Raw genomic sequence first — 24,335 nt, 5'->3', positions numbered from 1 at the left:
GGGCTGCGTCATCGACGTGCTGGGCGACGACGGGGAGTTGCACCGGCTGGCGGTCGCCGCGAGGGACCCGAGGCGCGACACGCTGCTGCGCCAGGCGATGCACCTTCCTCCGAAGCTGGGAGGCACGAGCCCGGTGGCCCGGGTCTTCACCGAGGGCCGTCCGCTGCTGGTGCCGGACATCACCCCCGAGCACCTGGACGCGCACGCGCGCTCGCCGGAGCACCGGCGGCTGCTGGCGGAGCTGGGGGGAGCGCCTGCCTGGTGGTGCCCCTGGTGTTGGGGGAGCGGCGGCTGGGCGTCATCAACCTCGTCCTCTTCACCCCGGGCCGGCGCTACACGGAGCAGGAGACGAAGTACGCCGAGGAGCTCGCCCGGCGCGTGTCCTTCGTGGTGGAGCATGCCCGCCTCTACCGGGAGGCGCAGGGGGCACTGAGGGCGCGAGACACCTCGCTGGCCTTGTTGGAGGCCTTCCTCGCCGCCTCTCCGGTGGGCATGGGCTTCCTGGACCGGGAGCTGCGCTACGTCCACGTCAACCCGGTGCTGGCCACCATCAACGGCAAGACGCGAGAGGAGCACCTGGGGCGCACCGTGCACGAGGTGCTGCCGGAGCTGGAGAGGTCCACGCACGTGGAAGCGCTGCTGCGCGGCGTGATGGAGAGCGGTGAGCCCCTGCTGAACCGGGAGAACGTGGTGCCCGCGCGTCCCGACATCCCACCGCGCCCGGTGCGCACCTCCTTCTTCCCGGTGAAGGTGGACGGGGAGACGCTGGGGGTGGGGGTGACGGTGCTGGACACCACCGAGGAGAAGCGGGTGGAGGGGGGCCTGCGCTTCCTCGCCGAGGCCACCACGCGCCTGTCCTCCTCGTTGGATCTGCGCGCGACGCTGGAGAGCACCGCGCGGGTGGTGGCGGAGCAGCTGGCGGACTACTGCCTGGTGGACGTGCGCTCCGAGGACGGACAGCGCCTGGAGCGGATGGCGGTGGCGGCGCGACAGCCCGGCACCTCGCCGCACCTCGAGGAGGCCATGCGCATGGCGCCTCCACCCCGGCCGGGCTCGCCCCTGTGGGAGGTGCTGAAGTCGGGCCGGCCCTGGCTGCTGTCCGAGGTGACGGAGGCGATGCTGGACACCGCCGCCAGCCAGGACGAGCACCTGCGGGTGCTCAGGGAGCTGAGGCCGCGCTCGGTGATGATGGTGCCGCTCATCGCGCGGGAGCGCACGCTGGGCGTGCTGACGGTGCTGAGCCTGGAGACGGCGCGCCGCTACACGGAGCGGGACCTGGGCTTCCTGGAGGACCTGGCCTGGCGCGCGGCGCTGGCGGTGGACAACGCGACACTCTTCCAACAGGCGGCGCGGGCGGTGGAGGCCCGGGACGAGTTCGTGGCCATCGCCACGCACGAGCTGCGCACGCCGCTGTCCGCGCTGAGCCTGCAACTGGTGTCCCTGCAGCGCGCGGTGGACGCGGGCAACATGCCCACCCCGGAGCGGCTGAAGCAGTCGCTGGTGATGGCGCAGCGGCAGACGGAGCGGCTGGAGCAGCTGGTCAACCACCTGCTGGACGTGTCACGCATCTCCACCGGACGGCTGGAGCTGGAGCTGGAAGAGGTGGACCTCTCCGAGGTGGTGCGGCGGCTGGTGATGCGCTTCGAGGAGAAGCTGGCGGAGGCCGGGTGCGTCGCGGTGGTGGACGCGGACGCGCCCGTGAGGGCGAGGGTGGACCGGCTCCGGGTGGAGCAGGTGCTGATGAACCTGCTGTCCAACGCGATGAAGTACGCCCCCGGCCAGCCGGTGGAGCTGAGCGTGGCGCGCCAGGGGACGGAGGCGGTGCTCGGGGTGCGCGACTACGGGCCGGGCATCTCCCCGGAGGCGCAGGCCCGCGTCTTCGAGCGCTACCAGCGGGCCTCGGGCCGGCACTCGCGCGAGAGCCTGGGACTGGGCCTCTACGTGGCGCGGCAGCTCGCCCGTGCCCATGGGGGCGAGCTGTCGGTGGAGAGCACCCCCGGCCAGGGCTCCCTCTTCCGCCTCCGCCTCCCGCTCGGCTGACCCCTTCCCTCCCCTGCCGTCCGGTACGAATGGGTTGCGCCGCGCCGAAAAACTGAGCATGCTCATAAATGAGCATGGTCACTTCTCGAAAAACCAGCCCTCCACGGGAGGACGCCGAGGCGCCCGGACTGAGGGAGCGCAACAAGCAGGAGAAGCTGGAGCGCATCCGCGAGGCGGCGCGGGAGCTCTTCGCGAAGAAGGGCTTCGCGGAGACGACGACGCGGGAGATCGCCCAGCGGGCGGGCGTGGCGACGGGGACGCTGTTCCTCTACGCGCGCACGAAGGAGGAGCTGCTGATGCTGGTGCTCTCCGAGCGGGTGGAGGCGGTGCAGGAGGAGCGCTTCCGCACGCTGCCCCGGGAGGCACCGCTGCTCGAGCAGCTGCTGCACGTCTTCGAGGGCTTCTTCACCTTCTACGCGAAGGAGCCGGGGCTGGCGCGCACGTTCATCCGGGAGCTGCTCTTCGTGGAGCCGGGGCCCGCGGGTGAGCGCATGAGGTTGGAGCGGGCCTTCGCGGCGCGGCTGGCGGAGCTGGTGGTGGCGGCGCGCGAGCGCGGCGAGGTGGCGCCCGAGGTGGACCTGGAAGTGGCCGGCCTCAATCTCTTCTCGCTGTACGTCACGACGCTGATCGCCTGGCTGTCCGGGGCACTGGGCCCGGGGGAGAGCTGGCGACCCATGCTCGAACGCACGCTCGCGCTCCAGCTCCGGGGCTTCGGGCCGGGCGCGGACACCCTTCCCCGGAAGAAGCGGAGACAGTCATGAGCCAGGAGGCGGCGCTCACGCTGCGGCAGGCGCGCGAGCGATATTTCGAGGAGAACGGCTTCGGGCAGGGGGGCAACTACGACGAGCGGTGGGTGCGGGTGGACGTGGGCCCGTTGCCGGTGTGGTTCCCCAACTCGGCGGAGCGGGTGCGGGCGCTGCGCTTCCATGACCTGCACCACGTGCTGACGGGCTACCGCACGGACTTCCCGGGCGAGTGCGAGATATCGGCCTGGGAGGTCGCGGGAGGGTGCACGAACCACTGGGTGGCCTGGGCGCTGAACCTGGGGGGGATGGGGGTGGGGCTGTGCTTCATGCCGCGCAGGGTGGCGAGGGCCTTCCAGAGGGGCCGGTACACGGGCAACCTCTACCGGACCGAGTACGGCGACGCCCTGCTGGGGAAGACGGTGGAGGAGATGAAGCGGGAGCGCGGGATGGATGCGCCGGTGCCCGCGCCGACGAGGAAGGACAGACTCGCCTTCGCGGGCTGGTCGTGCGCGGCGCTGCTCATGGGGGCACTGGGCGCGGCCGTGACACTGAGCCCGCTGGTGCTGGGGGCCTGGCTGCTGGCGGGCCTGCTGCGCTGAAGCGGCACGAGGGAGTAGACTCGAAGCTCCAACCCCGAGTGCCTAGGGAGGCCCCTGGATGGAGCGGACAGCGAGCGACACGGAGAAGCGCCGTCGCGCGCGGCTGCCGTGGTGGCTGCTGGCGGGCTCGCTGGGTGTGTCGATGGTGGGCGGGTGGCTGGCCTCGCGATCCATCTCCTCGCTGCTGACGCGGGTGGAGCAACTGGAGCGAGAGGCGGCGGACTCCGAGGCGCGGGTGGCGGAGCTGCAGGTGCTGCGCGACAGCATGACGCGGAGGCTGCGCGTGCTGGAGCAGCAGCAACAGGGACTGACGGCGGCGCTCGGCAAGAAGTCCCTGGAGCCGGGAGCACAGCTCTCGAAGCGGGAGGCGGCAAGGGCGGAGCTCGAGCCCCTCCTGAAGACGGAGCTGGAGAAGGGCGAGGCCTTCCTGGAGGAGGCCGAGGGCCGTCTGCGGTTGGAGCTGGCGGAACACCTGCTCTTCGAGCCGCGCGGGGCGGAGCTGACCCCCGGGGGAGCGGAGCTGCTGACGCGGGTGGGTGCGAAACTGGGAGGGGTGGAGGGGCACCTGGTGCAGGTGGCCGCACACACGGACGCGGTGCGGGAGACGCCGGAGACGAGCGTGCCCGGGACGAGCTGGGAGCTGTCGGCGGCGCGAGCGGTCACGGTGGTGCACTTCCTGGGAGACACGGTGAAGCTGCCGCCGGAGAAGCTGGTGGCGGCGGGCTACGGGCAATACCACCCGGTGGTACCGGATGATGGACCGCAGGCGCGGGAGCGGAACCGGAGACTCGAGTTGCAGCTGATGCCGGCGCCGGCGCCGCGACAACCCCCGCCGCCGCCGCCAGCTCCGGCGGATGCGCGGATGGCGAAGAAACGCCCGTCCCCCAAGCGGTAAAAACGCGGTGAATAAACGGAGCAGGCGGACGTCCGAGCCCCAGGTCACCCACTTCCATCCGCTTCTCCAGGAGGGCGCTCCGTGCCCCACCTCCGCCAACTGCTGTGCGCGGCCCTGACGACAGGCCTGTTCCTCACCTCTGGCCCGGCGGAGGCGCGCTTCGGCAAGCGCTCGTCCGACGATGACGGAGACTCCAAGTCAGACAAGGTCCACGACGCCACCGCGGTGGGCCAGAGCGGCGGGAGTAGCAGTGGGGGAGGCGGAAGGTCACACAACTCCGGCTCCAGCTACTCGGACGTCCGCTCGGACGTGGATACGGCGCTGTCCGTGCTCTCCTTCCTCGTCGACGTGGCCCACGTGGCGAGCGAGGTGCACGCGGCCAACGAGACGACGTACTACCCGCCGCCCCCGCCGCCCGTGGCGGTGCAGCAGGAGGTGGTCGAGCAGCGGCAGCCGCGAGAGACGCGCTCGCGCAACCTGATGCTTTTCCGGACGGGGGTGGAAGGACAGGCGCTGGGGGGCGGTGCGGCGATGGCGCTGAACCTGGGGCTCGAGGGGCTGCACTGGGGTGTGGGCGGAGCGATGACCTCGATGAAGCTGCCCACGGATGACGGGACGGCGGGGACGGACAAGCTGGAGCTGTACTCGGTGCACCTGACGTACGCGCTGCTCACGGGCGACGAGGGGCGGCTGCGCGCCGAGGCGGGAGTGGCGGGAGCGAGGGCGCCGGACGTGGCGCTGGTGGGCCCGAGCATCGCCCTGTCCTTCGAGCGGTGCCTGTTCGGCGCGATGGACCTGGAAGGCCGGGCACAACTGGTGCCGGTGCCGTACATGCAACTGGACGCGCAGGCGGGGCTCGGGCTGCACATGGGCATCCTGACCCTGCGAGGCGGCTGGCGCTGGATGCTGCTGAATGACCGGGGCCTGGCGGGTGGAGACGCCAACCAGGACGTCCTCAGTGGTCCCTACGTAGGCCTCGGCCTGAACATCTGACATCTCCCCCTCTCCCTCTGGGAGAGGGAAAGGGTGAGGGTCTTCCGCGCCCCGGGCTCACTTTCCGGAGAGTCCCTCGGAGGACGCCTCCATGGGAGCCGAGGCCCCCGAGCCCGCGCTCGCCCCGGCGGAAGACTCGCCGCCCTTCTTGCCCCGGCGCTTGGGGGGAGGAGCGAGCTTCGGAGCGGAGCCGAACAGGCGCTCATAGGTCTCCGGGGTGTTGATGTTGACGACGACGCCCGGGTCCTTCACGGGGATGCGGCGCAGCTGCACGCCGCGCAGGGCGCCCTCGAGCAGCGTCTCGCCGGAGTCCCCGTCCCGCAGCCGCTCGGCGGCGGCGCGCGAGAGGACGATGGGGAAGCCGGAGGCTCCCTCGTACTCGGGACGCAGCCCCTCCACGGAGTCGCCGAGCGCCTTGATGAGCGACTTGAGGGTGGAGGCCCGAAGGGCGGGCATGTCCACGGGGTGGATGAGCACCACGTCCGCGCCTTCCTCGAAGGCCTCCTCCAACCCGGTCTTCACCGAGGCGAGCTGACCGTCCTGCCACCGCTCGTTCTCCACCAGATGAACGGTGGGGTGCTGATCTCGCACGGCATCGGCGTCCTTGCCAATGACGCCGATGATGGTGCACCCCGCCTTGCCGAACGTCGACGCGAGCGATTGGAGGAAGCTTCTGCCCCCCTCGTGCTCGATGAGCGCCTTGGGATAGCCCATCTTCCTGGACTCGCCCGCAGCGAGGATGATTGCCACAGCCTTCATGCCACGCCTCCTCAAGCCCCGCCGTTTAGGCGCGGGGACGACCGCCTACACCCTGGCAAGCGTGGAGCGATCTGGCCGCGACCCCGAGGGCAGGTCGTTGGGAAGGAGGCAGTCGCGGACGGCCAGATGTTGGCCATGCGTGGAAGTGATACGGAATTCCGCCCATGAGCGAACTTCCCGATTTCATCACCCACGCGCCACGAGCCGTCCGCGCACCCACCGCGGCGGCACGGCGACGGCGAGTCGCACCGGGAATTCGTACAGGAACTGTCACTGGGAGACATCGTCCTCGCCCCATGGGACAGGGGGGGCGCCGCTGGCGCTGACGCGCAGGGGGCCCGGCCACCCGGAGCACTGGAACGAGACGTGGGCCCGCGCCTTCCAGGGGGGCCCGTGAAACGGGTGTGGCGGGCGGGGGAGGACCTCATCCTGGGAAGGGCCCCACGGCACCACACCGAGGTCTACCCTCGCGCTAGTGCAGCCAGGAGGAGCGCGAGCCCTGCCCACCGGGGACGAAGACGATGCGCGAGGGCCGCTCGCCTGCAATTCCTTCCGAGGCGAGGGCCGCGCGGGCGGTCAGAATTTCAGACATGCGGGCCAGCGGGAGCGTGGACCAGATGCGGTGCAGCTCCTCCTCGGAGACGTGGCCGAGCACCTCGCCGTGTCGCTCATCCACCACTGGCAACAGGTGCACGCCGTAACGGTGCATCACTTCGAGCGCACGTATCACCGTATCGCGCGGATAGAGGATGATGTCTGGCATTGCAACAATCTGGGTCTCGACAGTTCTGCGCGACACGGGAACCTCCAGGAAGGAAGTGATCCAGGTTCTCCGGGACCTGTAGCAATCCCCCTGCCGCTCCCCTGGCCCCCTCCTCCCCGGGCGCGGGCTCAGAGGGAAGGGCATACGGCATGTCCGCGCCATTCCACTGTCCGCTGGAAAGGCGCAGGGGCCGCCCCGGTAGAAATGACCGGGACGGCCCCTCGATGATTTCAGGGACTCGGGCGGGAAGGACGCGCGCTCACCTGCGCGCCTGGTGCCGGCGGTAGTCCTCGTGCCAGGCGCCGTTCAGCTTCGCCAGCACCTCGCGCGCGTCCAGCTTGCGCTGCCGCTCCAGCCGGGACTGCATGGAACTGTCACCCACCAGATACCCATTGGCATACAGCGTCCGCGCCTCGGGACCCACCGAGGCCAGCTCCTCAGGCGTGCCCAGCGCGAAGTTGAACACCTGGCCGGTGTAGGGCACGCGCTCCACCCCGACCAGCTTCGCGGTGCCGGTGCGCGTGAGCAGGGCGTCACCCACCTTCAGCTCCCCGGCCTGCACCAGCCCTCGGGCCGCCGTCACCATCGGGTGCGTCTCCGTCACCATCACCTCACCGCCCCGCTCGTCGCGCAGCTTCACCATGGGCTTGCTCTCGCCGCCGCGTGACACCGTCGTCACCGTCAGCGCCACGCCCCTGCCATTGGTCAGCAGCTTGTCGCCCTGCTTCACGTGCTCCACCGCCACCAGCGAGCCATCCGCCTTCGTCACCTTCGTGCCCTCGGCGAGGCAGGCATTGCGGAAGTCGAGGTTGAGGATGGGCTGGGTCCGGGTGCGGATGATCTGCTGTCCGGCGGTATTCACGCCAATCTGGTGGCAGGTGGCCTTCACCGTGGAGCGAATGAGGAGGCGGACATTCTGCATGTGGTCCAGGCAGTCCTTCCCGAAGTCCGCCAGCCCATCGAAGGGAAGCACCAGGATGCCCGGGGAGTAGTCATCCCACTTGTGGGGCGTGAAGGGCAGGCCTCCATTGAGCACCGGGTCTCCCGTGTTCCTGCCCGCGGTGCACCGCCCGCCCTGCTCCATGAGGATGACGGACACGTCGCTGTCGCGCTCGTCGATGGTGCACAGCCGGGTGGGCATCGAGACGAGATGGCGGCCCCGCATGGCGACATAGAGGTGGGAGGGGTCGAAGGCGCCATTGGCCGGCTCCCAGTAGTCGCCCCGCCTGGGCAGCCACGAGCCATAGGGCGGTTTGGTGGCCTCGGCATCCACGGCGGAGATGCCGGTGAAGGGCTTGCCGAACGGCGTGAAGGCGCCCGTGACGGGGTCCTTGCTGCCCGTCGTGTAATCACAGTCCAGATAGCCGACGGTGGCCCCCCGCTCCAGGCAGGTCCGGATGGCATTGTCCGCCTGGAACGAGCCGATCAGCTCGCGCGGGTGCTCGAAGTACATGGTGTTGATGTTCGGCTGGTGAACGCCCAGTGCCACGATGGACGATTCGGCCACGGTGTAGGACAGGTGTGCCTCGCCCGTCGTCTCGTTGAAGGCCAGGGACAGCGAGTCCACGAGCAGCAGCTCGTGCTCGCCGACCTTCAGGTGGAGGTCCAGGGGCTGCGTCTCGAGGACGGCGCCCGCGTACTGCTCCTCGGCCCGGGTGTCGAGCACACGCAGGTTCGTGCGCGAGGCATCGGTGGCGAAGGCGGTGACGTCCACGTAGGCGTAGTCGGCGCCCTTGAAGCAGGTGACGAGACCGGTGGCCTCGAACTTCGCCACCAAGGAGTCGGCATCCTCCTCGTCCTTGAGCGGCAGCACGTGGCCGCACCAGGGATTGTCCCGGGCCGGGCCGGTGCCCGTCGAGGTGAGCTGGTCCTTCCGGGTCACCGTGTCCGGGATGCCGTCCTTCCTCTCCTTGCGCAGCTTCTCGATGCGGCGGAAGAGATGCGGCGAGTTGTCCGGGGTGCTGCCAGCGGAGTGGAGCCGGTTCTTCAGGAAGCGGTACTGCGTATCATCGGCGAGGTCGATGGACATCCGCCCGCGCTCCTGCCCGGGCCCCGCCCCCTGCATGCGGACGGTCTGGTCCCACTTCGCGTAGAGCCGGGCCATGTAGAGCGAGTCCGTCTCGAGCGTCTGCTTGTCCACCTCGTTCTGGGGTGGAGGCACCTTCTGCTGGGTGCAGCCGGCGCCCAGCATCGCCAGGCAGGCGAGCGCCGGGACGAGACGGCGGAGCATCCGGAATGATGCGGTCGAAGACACGTTCATGGGGTTCACCTCAGGGGACGAGAACGACACGCCACTCCCCCCGAAACGCCGGGAAGAGGAACGCGGGGGCAGGTGCGTGAGGGGTGCTGGTGGGATGAAGGGCCAACCACTCACCTGTCCGGTTCGCCCATCAACGTGGGGATGCCCCGCTGGATGTGAAGACAGGGTGTGAAAAGCTTTTCCCCTCCTGTCCAAACACAGACACCCTTCAAACAACCCCCGCGAGCAGAGGACAATCCCATACGCCAGACGGGGTGGACACCCGGCCAGACGAGCGGATGCCCCTGGCCTCCCGCCGGGTGTCTGTGAAAAGCAGAGGGGCCGCCCCGGTGTCCGGAGCGGCCCCTCGATGACTCAGCGAAACCGGGCGGGCGGCCAGGGCCGCGTGCTCATCTCCTGGCGTGCTGGCGAGCCTGGGACAGCTGGTAGTCCTGATGCCAGGCACCATTCAGCCGCGCCAGCAACGCGCGCGCGTCCACCCGCCTCTGCTTCTCCAACGCCTGCTGCGACTGGCTGTCCCCCACCAGGAAGCCATTGGCATACAGCGTGTGCGCCCCGGTGCCGGCGCGGGCCAGCTCCTCCGGAGTGCCCAGCGCGAAGTTGTAGACGAGCCCGTCATAGGGGACGCGCTCCACGGCCACCAGCCTGCTCGCCCCGGTACGCGTCAGCACGGCCTCGCCCACCTTCAGCTCCCGGGCCTGCACCAGCCCACGCGCCACCGTCATCATCGGGTGCGTCTCCGTCACCCGCACCTCGCGCCCCTCGGCGTCGCGCAGCTTCACCAGGGGCTTGCTCTCCCCTCCGCGGTGCACCGTCGTCACCGTCAGCGCCAGCCCGCTGCCGTCGGTCAGCAGATTGTCCCCCACCTTCACCTGCTCCACCGCCACCCGCGTGCCGTCCGGCTTCGACACCTGCGTCCCCTCCGCCATGCACAGCCGCGTGTAGTCCACCGGCTTCACCTCCTTCTTCGAGGGGCAACGGAAGAACTCGGGCTCGCCACCGTAGGGGTCGGGGCAATGGCCCTCGGCGTAGACCCACATCTCCAGCCGGACCCCCTGCGCGTTGTCCAGGCAGTTGCCCTTGCCAAAGTCCAGGATGCCGTCGAAGGGGTACTCCCCGGACACGGTGGGCGTCTTCCAGGGCAGCTCGCCCTTGCCCACCACGGTGCCAATGGACGAGCCCGCCTCGCACCACCCACCGGTCTCCGTCAGGACGGCGACCACCTTGCTGGTCACCTTCTCCACCTGGCACTCCGGCAGCACGTGGGGCACGAACCGGCCACGCGTGGGGACCTGGAAGCGCGCCGGATCGAAAGGCTTCACCGCGGGCTCCCAGAAGGCGCTCTTGTCCGGAATCCACGTCGTCGAGCCATCCGGCTGCCTGGAGGCCAGCGTGGCCGCGACGTCCACCGCGGCGATGCCCACCGCCCCCGAGCCCGGGAATGGCTGCCACACGCCATCCGGCCGGATGTAGATGGACCCGTAATCACAATCCAGGGAGCCATTGATGGCGCCGCGCTCCAGGCAGAGGCGGATGGACTTGTCCCACGGGTTGCCCTCGAGCAGCTCCCTCGGGTGCTCGAGGATGAAGTCGCCGTCCACCGGGGTGTTCCCATGGAGCGAGGCGCTCACCGACGTATAGGTGAGGTGCTCCTGGCCCGTCTCCTCGTTGAAGGCCATGGCCAGCGAGTCGACGAGGAGCTCCTTGCCGGACTCGCGCGGCAACGCGACGGAGACGGGCGCCGTCTCCAGCACCTTGCCGGCGTACTCCTCATGGTACTCGGTGGCGAGCAGCTCGAAGGTCGTCCGCGCCTTGTCCGTGGCGAAGGCGCTGGCGTCCACGTAGCCGTAGTCCGAGCCGTTGAAGCAGGAGGCGAGCGCGGTGCCCTGGAAGCGGGCCTGCGTCGCGTCCCCTGCCTCGCCACCGAGCGGAATCATGTGCCCGCACCACTCCGCCTCGGAGCCCGCCTGGGCCGTCACCCGCGCCGGGACCCTCGAGGGCCGCTCGGGCAGACGCACCAACCGGTGGAGCTCCTCCAGGCGCGAGAAGAGCCGCGGGGCATTCAGGGCGTTCAGCCCCGAGGCCTTCAGCCGGTTCTTCACGAAGCGGTACTGCACCTCGTCGGAGAGGTCGAGGGGCATCTGCTCGTTGGCGCCCCCCTTCAGCGATTGCGAGTGGAGGGACCGCTGCCACTCCTCGTAGAGCCGGGCCATGACACGCGAGTCATTGGCGAGCGCCTGCCTGTCCACCTGCTCGGCGGGCGGTGGCTGTCGTTGCTGCGTACACGCACCGAGGAGCGTGGCCGACAACAGCATCGACAGGAGGCTCGAGGGCAACCATGGACATGTCTTCGCGGGCCTTCTCATGGCTCTATCCATTCAAAGCAAGGAGGTAATGGCGCACCTCCCCTATGCAGGGAGGAGGAGTCCCGGTGACGCGTTCACTCATTGGGGTGGCGCAGTGGAGGGTCGGAATGCACACGCCCCGGCTCACCCCCAACGTGTGTCCGCCCCGGGCGCCGTGCAGTGGGAACGTGGTTCCGTGTGAATCCAAGGACACCCGAACGGGGCCGCCGTCAGCGGCTCGACGCTCGAGGGTGTCCTCGGACGGACGCGGCCCTCCGGACATGACGGAGGGCCGCAATCCCTCTCAGGAATTCAGAGCCTGAGTGGGAAAACTTTTTCCTACTTCTTCTTCACCGACTCCAAAAGCTTGCGGAAACCCTTCTCACCGCTGGCGACGGTGCGCTCGGGGCCGGTGAGCTTGAAGAAGACGGGGCCCTCGGGGCCCTCGACGATGGCGCCCATCAGACGGTAGCCGGGCTTGGGGGTGGAGGGCCCCATCATGGGTCCGCCACCGGTATAGGTGCCCTTCACGTCCACGGTGGTGAGGGGCAGGCCGTTGACGGTCTCCTTCTTGGTGCGCGCGTCCTTGTCCGTCACCGGAGCGCCATCGGCCTTCTGGAACTGGCCCAGCCAGCGCGCCACGTTGGCGTCCACCGCGCCGCCCTGTCCGGCACCGAAGTAGAAGATGGCCAGCTCCGCCGCGTCGCTGTCGCCCTTGGCCGGAGCGATCTTGTAGGTGGCCACGCGCATCGGCCGCGCGTGCTGCGCCTCCCAGACGGGGGGCGCCGTCCAGGTGAGCCCGCCCGCCTCCAGAGCACCCTGTGGAGCAGGCGTCCCCTGCGCGGCAGGCGCTCCTGGCTGCGCCTGGGAGGCCGGCGGGGTCTGCTGCGTCTGGGCCTGGGCAACGCCCGCGGCCGCCATCACCATCATCGCACTGAGCAGTCGTTTCATGGATTCAACCTATACCCCGGAGCACCCCACGGGCACTGTCCAAATCCACCCAACTCGACGGGTTGCTCCCACGACGGGCTCTGTCCGGAAATGCACTCCCTCCGGCCCGCGCGCCGGGGGATGCCCGCCATTGTGAGAAGGCATACCTTCCGGCCGGATGACTCGACGCGTCACGTTCTGTCTGCCTTCTGGCCGTGTTACGCCCGCGTGCCGTTCCGCCAGCGAAGAGGTCCCATCCATGAGGAAGCTGTGGGTAGCCGGTGTGCTCGCCCTGGGCGCTGTCGCGTGTGAGAAGGAGACCCAGCCGGCCACGGGCATCTCCGACGTCGTGGTCGCCGAGTTCGATCCGGCCGCCGTGCCGCCCATCGTCCCGACCCCCAACGACCTGGCCATCAACCCGGAGACGGGGCTGGTGGATGCGCCGGTGGACCCGAACGCCTCCGCGGCCCAGCAGGAGTTCACGCGCGACTACCTGAACACGCTCGATGGCTTCCCCACGACGGCGGTGGCCTCCACGCCCATCCGGGACCTGGACCCCGCCACGGTGAAGGCCACCAGTGTGCTGTTCATCGACCTGAAGCCCGAGGCGGGCATGCCCATCGTCGAGCCCGTGCTGGGCTATGACGCCGAGAAGGGCCTGCTCACCGTCGCGCCGCCTCGCTCGGGCTGGCCCAAGGGCGGCCACTACGCGGTGGCGCTCATCGGCGGCGCCGAGGGGTTGAAGGGCAACGAGGGCAAGCCGCTGGTGGGCTCGCCCACGTGGGCGCTGCTGCGGGCCCCCACCCCGCTCGTCGAGTGTCAGGAGGGCGTGCCGCGGACGCCCGACACCTGCCGGTCCGTCACCAACATCATCCCCTCCACCGAGACGGACGTGGTCGCCCGCATGAAGGACCAGGCGGCCAAGGCGCTGCGCCTGGAGGCGCTGCGCGTCCAGTACGCGCCGGTGCTCGAGCTGCTGGAGAGCCGCGGCATCCCCCGCCAGGACGTGGCCCTCCTGTGGACCTTCACCGTGATGAGTCTGCCGGAGGTGACGTTCGATCCGGAGCACAACGTCATCCCCTTCCCCAATGACCTGCTGCTCTCCGAGGACGGCTCGCATGTGAACCTGCCGGTGCCCCCGGGTTCCTCCCCTCAGCAGAAGGCGCTCATCGAGGAACTGAACAAGCTGGATGGCTTCTCCACCACCATGCCCGTCGTGTCCGAGAACAGCGACGCGAGTGGCGCCATCGACCTGGGCAAACTGGATGCCTCGCGGCTCGCCGCCGCCACGCGCTTCCTGAAGCTCTCCGCCACCGGCGCCATGCCACAGCCCGACGTGCAGGTGTGCCTGGACTGCGCGAGCAGCAAGAAGGCCGACGGCACCCCGGCCAACAATCCCTCCCAGCTCCAGTTCGTCCCGCGCCTGCCCCTGGAGGAGCGCAGCACCTACGCGGTGGTGCTGACCTCGAGTCTGACGAACGAGCAGGGCAAGCGAGTGGTGCCTCCGGGCGCCTTCGCGCTGCTGCGCCTGAGCGCGCCCCTGGTGGACTCGGACGGCAGGAGCCTGGTGTCCGGCGTGTCGGACGCCCAGGCCCGACAGTTGGAGCCCGGGCGCGCGAAGCTCTCGCGCCTCATGGAGGGGCTGGTGGCCAGCGGCCTGGCGCGCAAGGACATCGCCCTGGCGTGGACCTTCACCACGCAGAGCACGGTGAGCGGGTTGAGGAAGCTGCACGCGCTGCCCTCGGAGATCGGCGCCCTCAGTCCCGAGCTGCTCCCCGCTGCGCCCACCGCCCTGCGCAACGCCAACTCCCGCTACTTCCCCGTCATGGACACGCGGGGGATTCCGCGCGGCCACATCGAGCAGATCATCGAAGGGCGGCTCGTGGTGCCCTTCACCCTCACGGGCGCCAACGGCATGATGGAGACCGGGCGGCGGCGCTACGAGCGCGTCCCCTTCCTGCTCGTCCTGCCCGCCAGGGCCGCTCCGCCCGAGGGCTACCCGGTGACCCTCTTCGGGCACGGGCTGACGGGCAACCACCAGCACGTGCTGGGCCTCGCCAACCTGCTGGCCAACACCGGGCGCGCCGTCATCGCCATCGACACCGTGAAGCACGGGGACCGCAGCATGTGCCTGGGCTCCGCGGCCGTGCTCCGCGAGGTGCTCCAGAACCCCGCCGCCACCGATGATTGGGCCTGCGCCGACCCCGTCAACCAGCGCTGCGACAACGAGCCGGCCAGCCCCACCTTCGGCCGCTGCATCGCCCGGCCCAACAAGCCGCGCCAGGACTGCGCCTTCAGCCGCTCCGACGCCGACTTCACCTGCTTCGACGCGGGCCAGGGCCGCTGCATGGACGTGGACCCGACGGGGGACAACGACAAGTGCGAGGGCGGGACCTTCCGCACCCATGGTGACCCGTCCAAGGGCGAGCTGAAGGAGGTCGATATCTCCGGCTGGAACATGCTGGACCCGCAGAACTTCTTCGTCATGCGCGACAACTTCCGCCACCAGGTCATCGACCTCGCCCAGGTCGCCCGCGTCCTCCAGGGCACCGGCGACAACAGCTTCAACCAACAGCTGGCGGCCCTCGGCGCCCCCGGATTGAACGGCGGAGAGCTCGACTACCTGGGACAGAGCCTCGGCGGGCTGCTCGGTACCCTCTATGGCGCGGTGTCTCCGGACGCGCACCACGTGGTGCTCAACGCCGCGGGCGGACGCCTCACCCAGGTGCTCGACGAGGCCACCGACAAGAACTTCGTGACACTGCGCGACAAGCTCTACGCGACGCTCGCCAGCCAACAGATGCCGCAGGGCAGCCCGGCGTTCGACACCTACGTGCGCACCGGCCAGTGGATCCTCGACCCGGCCGACCCCGTCAATTCCTCCTGGTACGTGAGCAACGGGCCCGACGTGCCCGCCAACCGCCGGGCCCTGGTGCAGTACATCACCCGCGACAAGGTCATCCCCAACAGCACCACCCAGGCCCTCATCGACGCGGCCAACGCGCGCGGGGGCTCCTCACGGCAGCTGAGCGTCTCCAGATTCGACCCCACGGAAGCCGAGCTTCCCGGGGATGCCCGCCATGTCTTCCTGACCGGCGGCAACCCCACCGTGACGCAGCAAGCACAGACAGACGTGGTGCAGTTCCTCAGCGATACACCGTAGTCCGCTTTCGCGACATAAGGACCCGTATGAAGAAGACACTCCTGGTCGTGACCCTGCTCGCCGCCGGCACCAGCCAGGCGGCCGGTCTCGCCATCGACTCCCAGAGCGCCCGCGCCACCGGCATGGGCTCCGTGGGCGTGGCGAGCTCGCAGGACTCCTCGTCCATCTATTTCAACCCCGCCGGCATCCTCGGGGTCTCCAAACTGGATGCGCAGCTCGGCGATTCGCTCATCCTCCTGGACCTGGGTTTCACCCGCGAGGGGGGCTCGAAACAGACCCAGAACACGGTCTCCCCTCCGCCCCACGCCTACTTCGTCTACAAGCTCGACGAGAAGGTGGCGGCCGGCGTGGGCGTCTTCACCCCCTTCGGCGCCAACAGCAACTGGCCGGATGACTTCGTGGGACGCTTCATCGCCAAGAAGTCCAAGGTCGTCACCTTCGACATCAACCCGACGGTGGCCTTCGCTCCCATGCCATGGCTGCGGCTCGGCGCCGGCTTCCAGGCGGTGTACGGCACCGTCGACATCAGCCGCCAGCTCAACCTCATCACCACCGAGGGCACGGCGACCCTGTCCGGCAACGACTGGGGCATCGGCTTCAACGCGGGCGTCCAGGCGGACGTGGTGCCGCAGTTCCTCACCCTCGGCGTCCACTACCGCAGCCAGGTGGACATGAGCTTCAAGGGTGACGCGGACTTCAACACGCCCCCCGAGTTCGCCCCGGTCACGCCCCCGGATCAGTCCTTCACCCTCGACGTGACGATGCCGGCCTCGCTCGGACTGGGCGTGGCCATCGTGCCCCTGCCGAAGCTGCTCGTGTCCGCCGACGTGAACTGGGTCCAGTGGTCCTCCGTCGAGCAGCTCCACTTCCAGCTCCAGGACACCCCGCAGGCCAGTCCCCCCGTCCCCAAGAACTGGGAGGATCGGTGGAACGTCCACGTGGGCGCCGAGTACGGCATCACGAGCTCCCTGGCCGTGCGCGCGGGCTACGTCTACGACCCGACCCCCACTCCCGAGGAGACGCTCTCGCCCGACCTGCCGGACGCCGACCGCATGCGCGTCACCGTGGGCGCCGGTTATTCCTTCTCCTCCTTCCGCGTGGACGCCGGCTACCAGCTCGTCCTCCTGACGGACCAGAAGAGCACCTTCCAGCCCCTGCCCGGTACCTACAGCGGCTCGGCCCACGTGGTGGGCCTGACACTCGGTTACTCGCAGTGACCCGTCCTCCCTGCTAGGGAGCAACATCGGGTGACCCGGGCCCGGCCCCTCCAGGGGTGCCGGGCCTCGTCATTTCTCCAGGAGAGGTGCATCGCCGTGAGCAGCCAGAAGCCCGGACGCAACGACCCCTGCCCCTGCGGCAGTGGCAAGAAGTACAAGGCCTGTCACGCCGCCGAGGACCGCGCCCGCGAGGTCTCCGCCCCGCCCCCCGCCCCCCAGCACCCGATCGCGAAGGACCTGGAAGCCGCGATGGGCATGCTCGGCGACTCGGACATGTCGCGCGTCTCGGAGTCCCTGGAGCGCCTGGGCACGCTGCTCGCCGGCTGGGGCCCCGCTCCGGGCCTGCGCTTCGACTCCCAGGCCTTCGACACGCACGTGTCCCGTGAGTTCGAGCGTCTGGAGGACGCCATCGAGCGCGACGCCGGCCAGGCCAAGAACGCGCTGCGCGTGGGCACCATCCGCGAGCTGGGCACGCGCCCCTTCCTCGAGAAGCTGCGCTCCACCCTGCTCGCGCGCGCCACCACCGCCGGCCTCTCCTCCGAGGACCGGCAGGCCCTGTGTCTGGGCGCCCTCCTCTCCTCCACCCCCAAGGGCGGACGCTTCCAGCCCGAGGACCGCCCCGTCCTGGACGTGGTCTTCGACGTGCAATTCCGCGAGTGGGCCGCCCGTCAGAGCCGCGAGCTCGCCTCGAAGATGGAGACGCTCCAGGCCGGAGGCTCCCTCTCCCAGGAAGCCGTCGAGGCGCTCCGCAAGGCCGGCGAGGGCGAGATGGAGCCCCTGGTGAAGTACGTCGAGGCGGACCCCCAGCTCGCCTCGCGCATCGCCCAGGAGGGCCGCGAGCGCGCCACCCGCGTGGAGTCCGCCCTGCGTCTGGGCGCCATGCCCTCCGTCTTCACCCCCGATGAGCAGGTGTGGCTCACCACCGTCCTCTGGGAGCCCCTCAATGCCTTGAAGACCGGCTCCAGCGACAAGGACCGGAGCTCCGCCGTCTCCGCCTTCCTCGCCGCCGTCAGGACCGCCCTCGACTCGGACAAGGAGTTCCTCGCCGGCATGCTCGAGCGCCTTCGCATCCGCTCCAAGGACGCCACCCTCGACGAGGTCACCTGCTCCTTCCTCACCGACGCCGCCGTCTCCTTCGAGGCCGAGCCCGTCCGCATGGTGCTCGCCGCCATCCTCACCTCCCGCAACGAGCCCCAGGCCCGCTCCGCCGAGGAGCAGGTCGTCCGCGCCGACCTCGAGGCCAAGACGCGCTGGACCGCCGAGGACCTCGAGCCCTACCGGCAGTTGCTCGCCGGTATGAACCTCCCCGTCCCCGCCGAGCGCATCCGCCGCGCCCAGGAGTGGCTCCGCTCCCACCCCATCGCGATGTGACCGTCAGCCCCGCTCGAACACCAGGAAGTACTGGTACGGTAGGAAGTCGTGCCTCCCGGACAGTCGGAATCCCACCGACCCCAGCTCCCGCTCCACCTGCTCCGGCGAGAGCTTGTGCTCCGCCGGTGGGCCCTTCGCCGACTCCTTCCGGTAGTCGATGATGACCACCCGCCCTCCCGGCCTCAGTGACTCGCCGACCCGCCGCAGGTAGGCCACCCGGTCCCCGAAGTGGTGGTACGTGTCCACGATGAGCGCCACGTCCACCGGCTCCGGGAGTCTCGGCTCCTCCGCGCCCCCCAGTACCGGCTCCAGGTTGCTCAGGTTCTCGCGCTTCGCCCTCTCCCCCAGGTAGCGCACCATGTCCGGCTCGATGTCCACCCCGTAGACTCGCCCCTTCGGGACAGCTCGCGCCAGCCGCACCGCGAAGTAGCCCGTCCCCGCTCCGATGTCCGCGACCTTCGCGTCCTCCGGTAGGGCCAGCGCTGCAACCACCTCGTCCGGCTTCTGCCAGGTGTCTCGCTCCGGATCGTCGAATCGCTTCGCCCACTCCTCCGCGTTCTCGAAACGGTGCGGCATTCCTCCGTGGTTCGTGGCGTGCTTGCACGCCGCCGTCGACAGCAGCAACCCCGTGACGAGGGCATACAGCGCTCGGGGACTCGGGTTCCTCTGGTTGGATTTCATGGCCTCCTCCTTTACACGGATCTTGATTCCATGGGTCGCATACCCTCACCCCGTCCCTCTCCCAGAGGGAGAGGGTCTAACCCTCTTGAAGGATGAGCAGGCCCCTCGAGGTGTCTATGACATACAGGTACCCGTCTCCTGGCACTCTCATCCCGATCGCCCCCTCGTAGAAGCTCTCCCCTCTCCCAGCATCCGTCTCCCGGTACGTGTTGTAGTACCCCACCTGCCTCGGCTTCTCCGGCTCCGATACGTCCAGCACTCGCACCCCATGCTGATAGTGCGCCACGTACAGCTTCTCCCCCTTCAACACCATGTTGTGGATGGACGCGTTCTCCTCCAGCTCGTACTCCCCTATCCGCCTCGGGCTCGTCGGATCCGTCACGTCCAGCACCCGCAAGTGCGCTCCCCAGTTCTCCCCTCCCTCGAACGCGATCAGCCTCTCCCCGAATCTCCCCACCGCGTTCGCGTGGCTCGTCGCGTAGGGGTACGTGTACGTGCTCAGTTTTCTCGGCTGCGTCGGATCACTCACGTCCACGATGAAGTACCCCCCCGACCAATGGTTGATGTACAGCCGCCCCTCGTACGCCAACGCGTCGTGCGGATAGCCCAACTGCGCGTTCGTCGTCGCCCCCGGCTCCGCGTACCCACCGAGCAACACCGGCGCCGTCGGCATGCTGATGTCGTAGATGAACGTCTGCGGCTGCGCGTCCGGTGACATGGCATACAGTCGATCCCCCTCCACGAAGACCGTGTGCACGTCGATCCGCCCCCCTGGATAGCTCCGCAGCATTCGCGGCTCCTCCGGCTTCGAGATGTCGAACACCACCACCCCCGAGCTCGCGCTCGCCACGTAGAGCGCGTTGTCCTTCGCCCATACCCCGTTCCAATAGTTGTCCGTCGGCAGGGTGATCGTCTTCTTCAGCACCGGCGCCTTCTTGTCGCTCACGTCGAACACCGTGAGCCCTCCACCCTCGCCCCCATTGCGCACCGACACCACGTACGCGTGGCCCTGCGTGACGTAGACGTCCACCGGCAGGCCCTGCTCCACGAATGACTCGGATACCAGTCGCAGCCCCGCTGCCTCCTCCTCCCCCGCGCGCCGCTCCCACTTCACCGCCAGGAAGGTGCCCGAGCTGGAGAGCCTCCCACTCAGGCATCTGACGAAGCAGCCGTACAGCCGGTTGCCCTCGGCACGGCAGCCCACCAGTGAATCCCGCCGGCTCGAGGTCGCGCTCGACAGGAAGAAGCTCTCCGCGTCCACCCGCCGCTGCGTCGGCGTCATCCCTTGATAGGCATCGAGAACGCCGTCCGCCGAGACGCGGAAGGCGTCCGGATCGATGCTGGTCGTGCGAGCATCGCTCCGGTACACCAGGGTGAAGACGCCATCCCGTGGCAGTCCTCCCAGCGACGCCCGGTCACACCCCTCCAGATTGAAGGACTCGAAGTCCCCGCACGCCGCGCCTCCAGGGGGCAACCCGCACGTGGCGTAGCGGCCCGTGTCCTCCCAATCCCCTCGCGTATCGGTGGTGGTGGGTGATGGAGGCGGTGCAGGCTCCTCGGCACGGCAACCGGCCAGACACAGTCCTCCAATGGCCAGGAGCGCACTCGCGCGACGCATCCAGCTCAGCAGTGTGAACATATCGGTCACTCCTCGGTCACCTCGGTATACCGCATGCCTCGTGACGTCTATCGTTCGGGCTCCGTGCCCCCCGGAGTGTCCCCCATGAGACTTCCGCCCTCCGTCCGCTATGCGTTGGTGCTGACTTCACTCGCACTGCGTGCACCTCCCGCACTCGCGCACGCGGGCCTCCCAGAGACATCCAACGTCACCGTTCGCCGCGGCCACCCCGAGGACCTCTTCGTCGGCACCACCTTTGGCGCCGTGGTGTCCCGCGACAGCGGCAAGACCTGGCGGTGGATCTGCCCCCAGGCCATGCTCTACGGCGGCTGGCGCCCCGAGTCCTTCCTCTGGCAGGCCCATGGCGAGCTGCTCGCCGCCACCGGCGCCTCCCTCATCCGCTCGCGCGACGGCGGCTGCACCTGGGAAGCACACCCCTTCTTCTCCTCCAGGAACCTGTGGCCCTCGGGACTCGAGTCGCCCGCGTCCACGCCCTCTCGCGCGTGGGTGACGACGGCCCGCGCCGCCGCCCCCAATGGCCTCTTCCGCAGCGATGACGGCGGCGAGACGTTCACCGAGACCTCCCTGAAGAGCACCACCGACGTCTACACCGCCGTGAAGGTCGCCCCGTCCGACCCGCGGCGCCTCTACGTCTCCGCCAGCACCCCCAAGGGGCTGCGCATCTTCCGCAGCGACAACGAGGGCTCCACCTGGGAGGAGATTCCCCAGCCCTTCCCCGAATACTCGGTCGACTCGCGGCCCTATGACCTGCTCATCCTCCGGATCGCGGAGAACGACCCGGACCACCTCTGGGCCCGCGTCACCGCCCAGGGCTGGACCTACCTGCTGGAGAGCAAGGACGGCGGCCACACCTTCCAGTCCGTCCTCCATCCCCCCAACCAGGACCATGACGGCCTCGACGAGTACCTCGTCGGCATCGAGGTCTCCGCCGACGGGCGCACCGTATGGGCCGCCACGTACACCCGCTTCTTCCGCATCCGCGATGGCGGGCCCACCACCCTCCTGTCCCTCCCCGAGGGCAATGCCTGCGCGGACCGCCAGGGCGACGCTCTCCTCGTCTGCGGCTCCACCTGGGTGCATGACTGGGCCCTGGCGCGCACCCGCGACGAGGGCGACACGTACGAGCCCCTCTTCTCGCTGCCCCACATCCTGCCCTCCGCCTGCCCCGCGGGCACTCCCACCCAGGACGTCTGCCGGCCCCTCTGGCCTCAGTTCGCGCCCTCCATCGGCGCGGATCCCACCCTTCCCCCCGAAGAGCCGGTGGAGGTGGATGCCGGAACACCGGAAGCGCCTCCCAAGAAGAGCGGGTGCTCATCCACCGGAGGGCTCGTGCCCACCGCCTGCCTCCTCACCCTCACCCCCCTCCTCCGCTCGCGACGGCGCGACCCGGAGTCCTCACGGAGATGAACTTGAGACACCCGAGCATCCCCTGTGTCGCCCTGGCCCTCGCCCTCTCCGCCTGCGCTCCGGAGTCCTCCTCCGAGTCCGAGTGCGCCGAGCCCCTCTACGCCGGAAAGGCCACCGACGAGGCCTGGCGCGCCATGGTCGACGCACGAAAGAAGCCCCAGGACTCCTCCAGGGCCGTCACCCTCGTCTCCCCCTCCGAGGGCGAGGTCTACCCGGCCGATGCCACCCCGCCCGTCTGGCAATGGAGCTCCCTGAGCGCCTCCGTGGCGCGGCCCCCCTCCACCCGCTCCCTCGCGGCGTGGCTCGGCGAGCTGCTCCTCCCCTCGGCCCACGCGCACCTGCCTCCCTACACGGGAGACCTCTACTGGGTGGAGGTCTCCACCCCCGGCGGCAAGTGCCCCGTGGTCCAGGTGCTCACCTCGGAGGTGTCGTGGCAGCTCGACGCCACCTCGTGGGCCGAGCTGGGCAAGAGCTCGGGCAAGGACCTCACCGTGCAGGTGACGAGCGCCCACCTCGTGCAGAACCGCGTCACCGAGGGCCCCTACTCGCTCGCCACGCCCCGCACCTTCCGCCGGGGTGCTCAGTGACGCGCCACCTGCTCGCCCTGCTCGCGCCACTCGCGCTCGGGGCCTGCTCCGGCGACAAGGTGCCGGAGCTCGACTTCTCCATCGACTCCCCGTGGCCCTCGGGGCGCGAGCTTCCCCCGCTCGGCGGCGGGCGCATCGTCGTCACCAACAGCATGGACGACACCGTGAGCCTGCTGGACCTCGACTCGATGGGCTCGCCGGACTGGAGCGAGCTCGCGCGCGTGCCCGTGGGGCTCAACCCCGTGGAGTTGGAGGGACCCCACCACGCCGCCTTCTCGCCTCGCGGGGACTTCTATTACGTGGGCCTCTCCTACTCCGTGCCCGGCGCCGGCTCGGGCCCTCACGGGGCTCACGGCACCGGCACCGCCGACGGCTACTGCCTCAAGCTGGACGCGAAGGACAACCACCTCGTGGGCTCGGTGCGCGTGGACCGCAACCCGGGCGACCTCATCGCCAGCGCCGACGGCCGCACGCTGTTCCAGACGCACTTCGACCTGCTGAAGATCACCGACGTGGCGCGCCGTGGCGGCCCCGAGAGCGAGATGAACGCACGGCTGGCCATCCTCGACGCGGACACGATGACGCGCAAGGCGATGGTCACCGTGTGCCCGGCCCCGCACGCGGTGCGCCTCTCCCCGGACGAGAAGCGGGCCTATGTCACCTGCATCTCGGACGAGGTGGCCGTGGTGCAACTGGACGCCGAGGGATACCGCCTCATGAGCCGCATCAAGGTGGCGACCAACGCGGGCACCGCCGTGGCTCCCCGGCACGAGCCCTATGCGCTCACCGTGTCGCCCACCGATGGCTCCGTCTGGGTGAGCTCGCTCACGAGCGGAGTCGTGCAGTTCCTGGATCCAGAGTCCCTGACCATGCGCCCCGAGCGCGCCGTGCCGGTGGAGCGCAGTGGTTCCCCCATGTTCGGCACCTTCAGCGCGGACGGCCGCACGCTCTACATGCCCTACACCCGGCAGGAGGTGGTGGCCGTCATCGACACGGCCGTCACTCCACCCAGGAGCATCCGGGAGATTCCGCTCGCGCCCTCGGGCTGCGTCAACGTGCACCAGGTGACGCTGACGCCGGACGGCCAGCACGGGCTCGCGGTATGCGAGGGCGACCACCAGGGCCCGGGCACGCTGCACGTGTTGGATCTCGCGGCGGGCACGGTGACGAAGACGGTGACGCTGGGAATCTATCCGGACTCGGTGGGCATCCTGCGGGGGACGCCATGAAATGGCTGTGTCTGGGAGCGGTGCTGCTCGCGGTGGGCTGTGGCCCGGTGCCCGCGGCGGACTACGGCGAGGAGCTCTTCGGCGACCCGAAGCTGTCGGACAGCCAATACAACACCTTCTCGTGCGCCACGTGCCACGCGACGACCGCCTCGCCCCCCAAGGACAAGGTGTACGCGGGCCTGTCTCTCCATGATGTGGCGTCCCGCCCCCACTGGTGGGGCGGCTACGAGACGCGCCTGCTCGACGCGGTGAACTTCTGCTACACGGCCTTCATGCGCGGCGTCACCCCGCTCGCGCCGGAGGACCCCAGGAGCCGCGCCCTCTACGAGTATCTGGTCCGCATCAGCCCGGACGAGGACGCGCCCGCGCAGCCCTTCACCCTCGTGAAGGACATCGGCAACGTGCCGCGAGATAGCGCCGAGCGGGGCGCCGACGTGTACCGGGCCGCCTGTCTGGAATGTCACGGTGAGGCGCACACCGGGAAGGGCCGGCTGACGCAGCTCGCGCCCGTGCTCCCCGAGGTCTCCCAGGACTACGGCACCCTCTTCCCCGGCGTGGCACCCGGCCTCATCTTCATCGAGAAGATCCGGCATGGCCGCTTCTTCGGCGTGGGGGGAAACATGCCGCCGTACAGCCGTGAATCCCTCTCCGACAAGGACCTGGGAGCGGTGCTCGCCTATCTCGGCCTCTAGGACCATGCCGCGATCGGGA

19 protein-coding genes are annotated in these 24,335 nt (G+C 69.5%); 12 read left to right on the top strand and 7 right to left on the bottom strand.

Annotated features, from left to right (window positions below; genetic code table 11):
* Positions 1 to 264 precede the first annotated feature (264 nt).
* The 5 genes from JRI60_RS04145 to JRI60_RS04125 all read left to right on the top strand — a co-directional run bounded on the left by JRI60_RS04145 (position 265) and on the right by JRI60_RS04125 (position 5,273).
* Positions 265 to 2,040 carry an ATP-binding protein gene (locus tag JRI60_RS04145; protein WP_343213391.1) on the top strand — a complete coding sequence of 592 codons (1,776 nt, stop codon included), beginning with the start codon at positions 265 to 267 and terminating at the stop codon, positions 2,038 to 2,040.
* Between the two features lie 68 nt (positions 2,041 to 2,108).
* Entirely contained in the window at positions 2,109 to 2,801 is a 693-nt protein-coding gene (locus JRI60_RS04140; RefSeq protein ID WP_204224571.1) for a TetR/AcrR family transcriptional regulator, read from the top strand.
* Positions 2,798 to 3,385, top strand: a complete 588-nt coding sequence (locus tag JRI60_RS04135) for a hypothetical protein (protein ID WP_204224570.1) — start codon at positions 2,798 to 2,800, stop codon at positions 3,383 to 3,385. Before JRI60_RS04140 ends, JRI60_RS04135 begins: the two co-directional genes overlap by 4 nt.
* Before the next feature lie 58 nt (positions 3,386 to 3,443).
* The gene (locus JRI60_RS04130; RefSeq protein WP_204224569.1) at positions 3,444 to 4,280 is read left to right on the top strand and encodes an OmpA/MotB family protein; all 837 of its coding nucleotides are present in this window, start codon (positions 3,444 to 3,446) and stop codon (positions 4,278 to 4,280) included.
* Positions 4,281 to 4,361: 81 nt separating this feature from the next.
* Entirely contained in the window at positions 4,362 to 5,273 is a 912-nt protein-coding gene (locus JRI60_RS04125; protein WP_204224568.1) for a hypothetical protein, read from the top strand.
* A 57-nt stretch (positions 5,274 to 5,330) separates the two neighbouring features.
* Here the strand turns inward: JRI60_RS04125 and JRI60_RS04120 are convergent, their stop codons facing one another.
* The 5 genes from JRI60_RS04120 to JRI60_RS04100 all read right to left on the bottom strand — a co-directional run bounded on the left by JRI60_RS04120 (position 5,331) and on the right by JRI60_RS04100 (position 12,351).
* Positions 5,331 to 6,032, bottom strand: coding sequence for a nucleotidyltransferase family protein (locus JRI60_RS04120; protein ID WP_204224567.1), 702 nt, complete (start codon positions 6,030 to 6,032; stop codon positions 5,331 to 5,333).
* A gap of 472 nt (positions 6,033 to 6,504) precedes the next feature.
* Positions 6,505 to 6,795, bottom strand: coding sequence for a CBS domain-containing protein (locus tag JRI60_RS04115; protein ID WP_204224566.1), 291 nt, complete (start codon positions 6,793 to 6,795; stop codon positions 6,505 to 6,507).
* A gap of 259 nt (positions 6,796 to 7,054) precedes the next feature.
* Positions 7,055 to 9,055, bottom strand: a complete 2,001-nt coding sequence (locus tag JRI60_RS04110; RefSeq protein ID WP_204224565.1) for a Hint domain-containing protein — start codon at positions 9,053 to 9,055, stop codon at positions 7,055 to 7,057.
* 389 nt (positions 9,056 to 9,444) lie between these two features.
* Complete coding sequence (locus JRI60_RS04105; protein ID WP_204224564.1) at positions 9,445 to 11,370, bottom strand: Hint domain-containing protein; 1,926 nt, start codon at positions 11,368 to 11,370, stop codon at positions 9,445 to 9,447.
* A 369-nt stretch (positions 11,371 to 11,739) separates the two neighbouring features.
* Positions 11,740 to 12,351, bottom strand: coding sequence for a hypothetical protein (locus JRI60_RS04100; protein ID WP_239470336.1), 612 nt, complete (start codon positions 12,349 to 12,351; stop codon positions 11,740 to 11,742).
* A gap of 238 nt (positions 12,352 to 12,589) precedes the next feature.
* On the opposite strand from JRI60_RS04100, the gene JRI60_RS04095 reads away from it, so the two are divergent.
* The 3 genes from JRI60_RS04095 to JRI60_RS04085 all read left to right on the top strand — a co-directional run bounded on the left by JRI60_RS04095 (position 12,590) and on the right by JRI60_RS04085 (position 18,081).
* Positions 12,590 to 15,493: a hypothetical protein gene (locus JRI60_RS04095; RefSeq protein ID WP_204224563.1), complete on the top strand. Its 2,904-nt coding sequence runs from the start codon at positions 12,590 to 12,592 to the stop codon at positions 15,491 to 15,493.
* A 26-nt stretch (positions 15,494 to 15,519) separates the two neighbouring features.
* Entirely contained in the window at positions 15,520 to 16,710 is a 1,191-nt protein-coding gene (locus JRI60_RS04090) for an OmpP1/FadL family transporter (protein ID WP_204224562.1), read from the top strand.
* A 96-nt stretch (positions 16,711 to 16,806) separates the two neighbouring features.
* The gene (locus JRI60_RS04085) at positions 16,807 to 18,081 is read left to right on the top strand and encodes a YecA family protein (RefSeq protein ID WP_204224561.1); all 1,275 of its coding nucleotides are present in this window, start codon (positions 16,807 to 16,809) and stop codon (positions 18,079 to 18,081) included.
* Between the two features lie 3 nt (positions 18,082 to 18,084).
* Here the strand turns inward: JRI60_RS04085 and JRI60_RS04080 are convergent, their stop codons facing one another.
* Positions 18,085 to 18,762, bottom strand: a complete 678-nt coding sequence (locus JRI60_RS04080) for a class I SAM-dependent methyltransferase (protein WP_204224560.1) — start codon at positions 18,760 to 18,762, stop codon at positions 18,085 to 18,087.
* 76 nt (positions 18,763 to 18,838) lie between these two features.
* Entirely contained in the window at positions 18,839 to 20,401 is a 1,563-nt protein-coding gene (locus tag JRI60_RS04075) for an LVIVD repeat-containing protein (RefSeq protein ID WP_239470335.1), read from the bottom strand.
* Between the two features lie 84 nt (positions 20,402 to 20,485).
* Between JRI60_RS04075 and JRI60_RS04070 the strand changes: the two genes are divergently transcribed.
* The 4 genes from JRI60_RS04070 to JRI60_RS04055 are packed head-to-tail and all read left to right on the top strand — an operon-like array spanning position 20,486 to position 24,316.
* Positions 20,486 to 21,808, top strand: coding sequence for a WD40/YVTN/BNR-like repeat-containing protein (locus JRI60_RS04070; protein ID WP_204224559.1), 1,323 nt, complete (start codon positions 20,486 to 20,488; stop codon positions 21,806 to 21,808).
* Positions 21,805 to 22,395 carry a hypothetical protein gene (locus JRI60_RS04065; RefSeq protein ID WP_204224558.1) on the top strand — a complete coding sequence of 197 codons (591 nt, stop codon included), beginning with the start codon at positions 21,805 to 21,807 and terminating at the stop codon, positions 22,393 to 22,395. The genes JRI60_RS04070 and JRI60_RS04065 overlap by 4 nt, the downstream gene beginning before the upstream one ends.
* An 8-nt stretch (positions 22,396 to 22,403) precedes the next feature.
* Complete coding sequence (locus tag JRI60_RS04060) at positions 22,404 to 23,624, top strand: YncE family protein (protein ID WP_239470752.1); 1,221 nt, start codon at positions 22,404 to 22,406, stop codon at positions 23,622 to 23,624.
* On the top strand, positions 23,621 to 24,316 hold the full coding sequence (locus JRI60_RS04055) for a c-type cytochrome (RefSeq protein ID WP_204224556.1): 696 nt from the start codon (positions 23,621 to 23,623) through the stop codon (positions 24,314 to 24,316). Before JRI60_RS04060 ends, JRI60_RS04055 begins: the two co-directional genes overlap by 4 nt.
* Positions 24,317 to 24,335 lie beyond the last annotated feature (19 nt).

The organism is Archangium violaceum, from assembly GCF_016887565.1.
Taxonomy (GTDB): domain Bacteria; phylum Myxococcota; class Myxococcia; order Myxococcales; family Myxococcaceae; genus Archangium; species Archangium violaceum_B.
The sequence above is the reverse complement of the archived record's forward strand: the minus strand, read 5'-3'. Positions and strand labels throughout refer to the sequence as shown.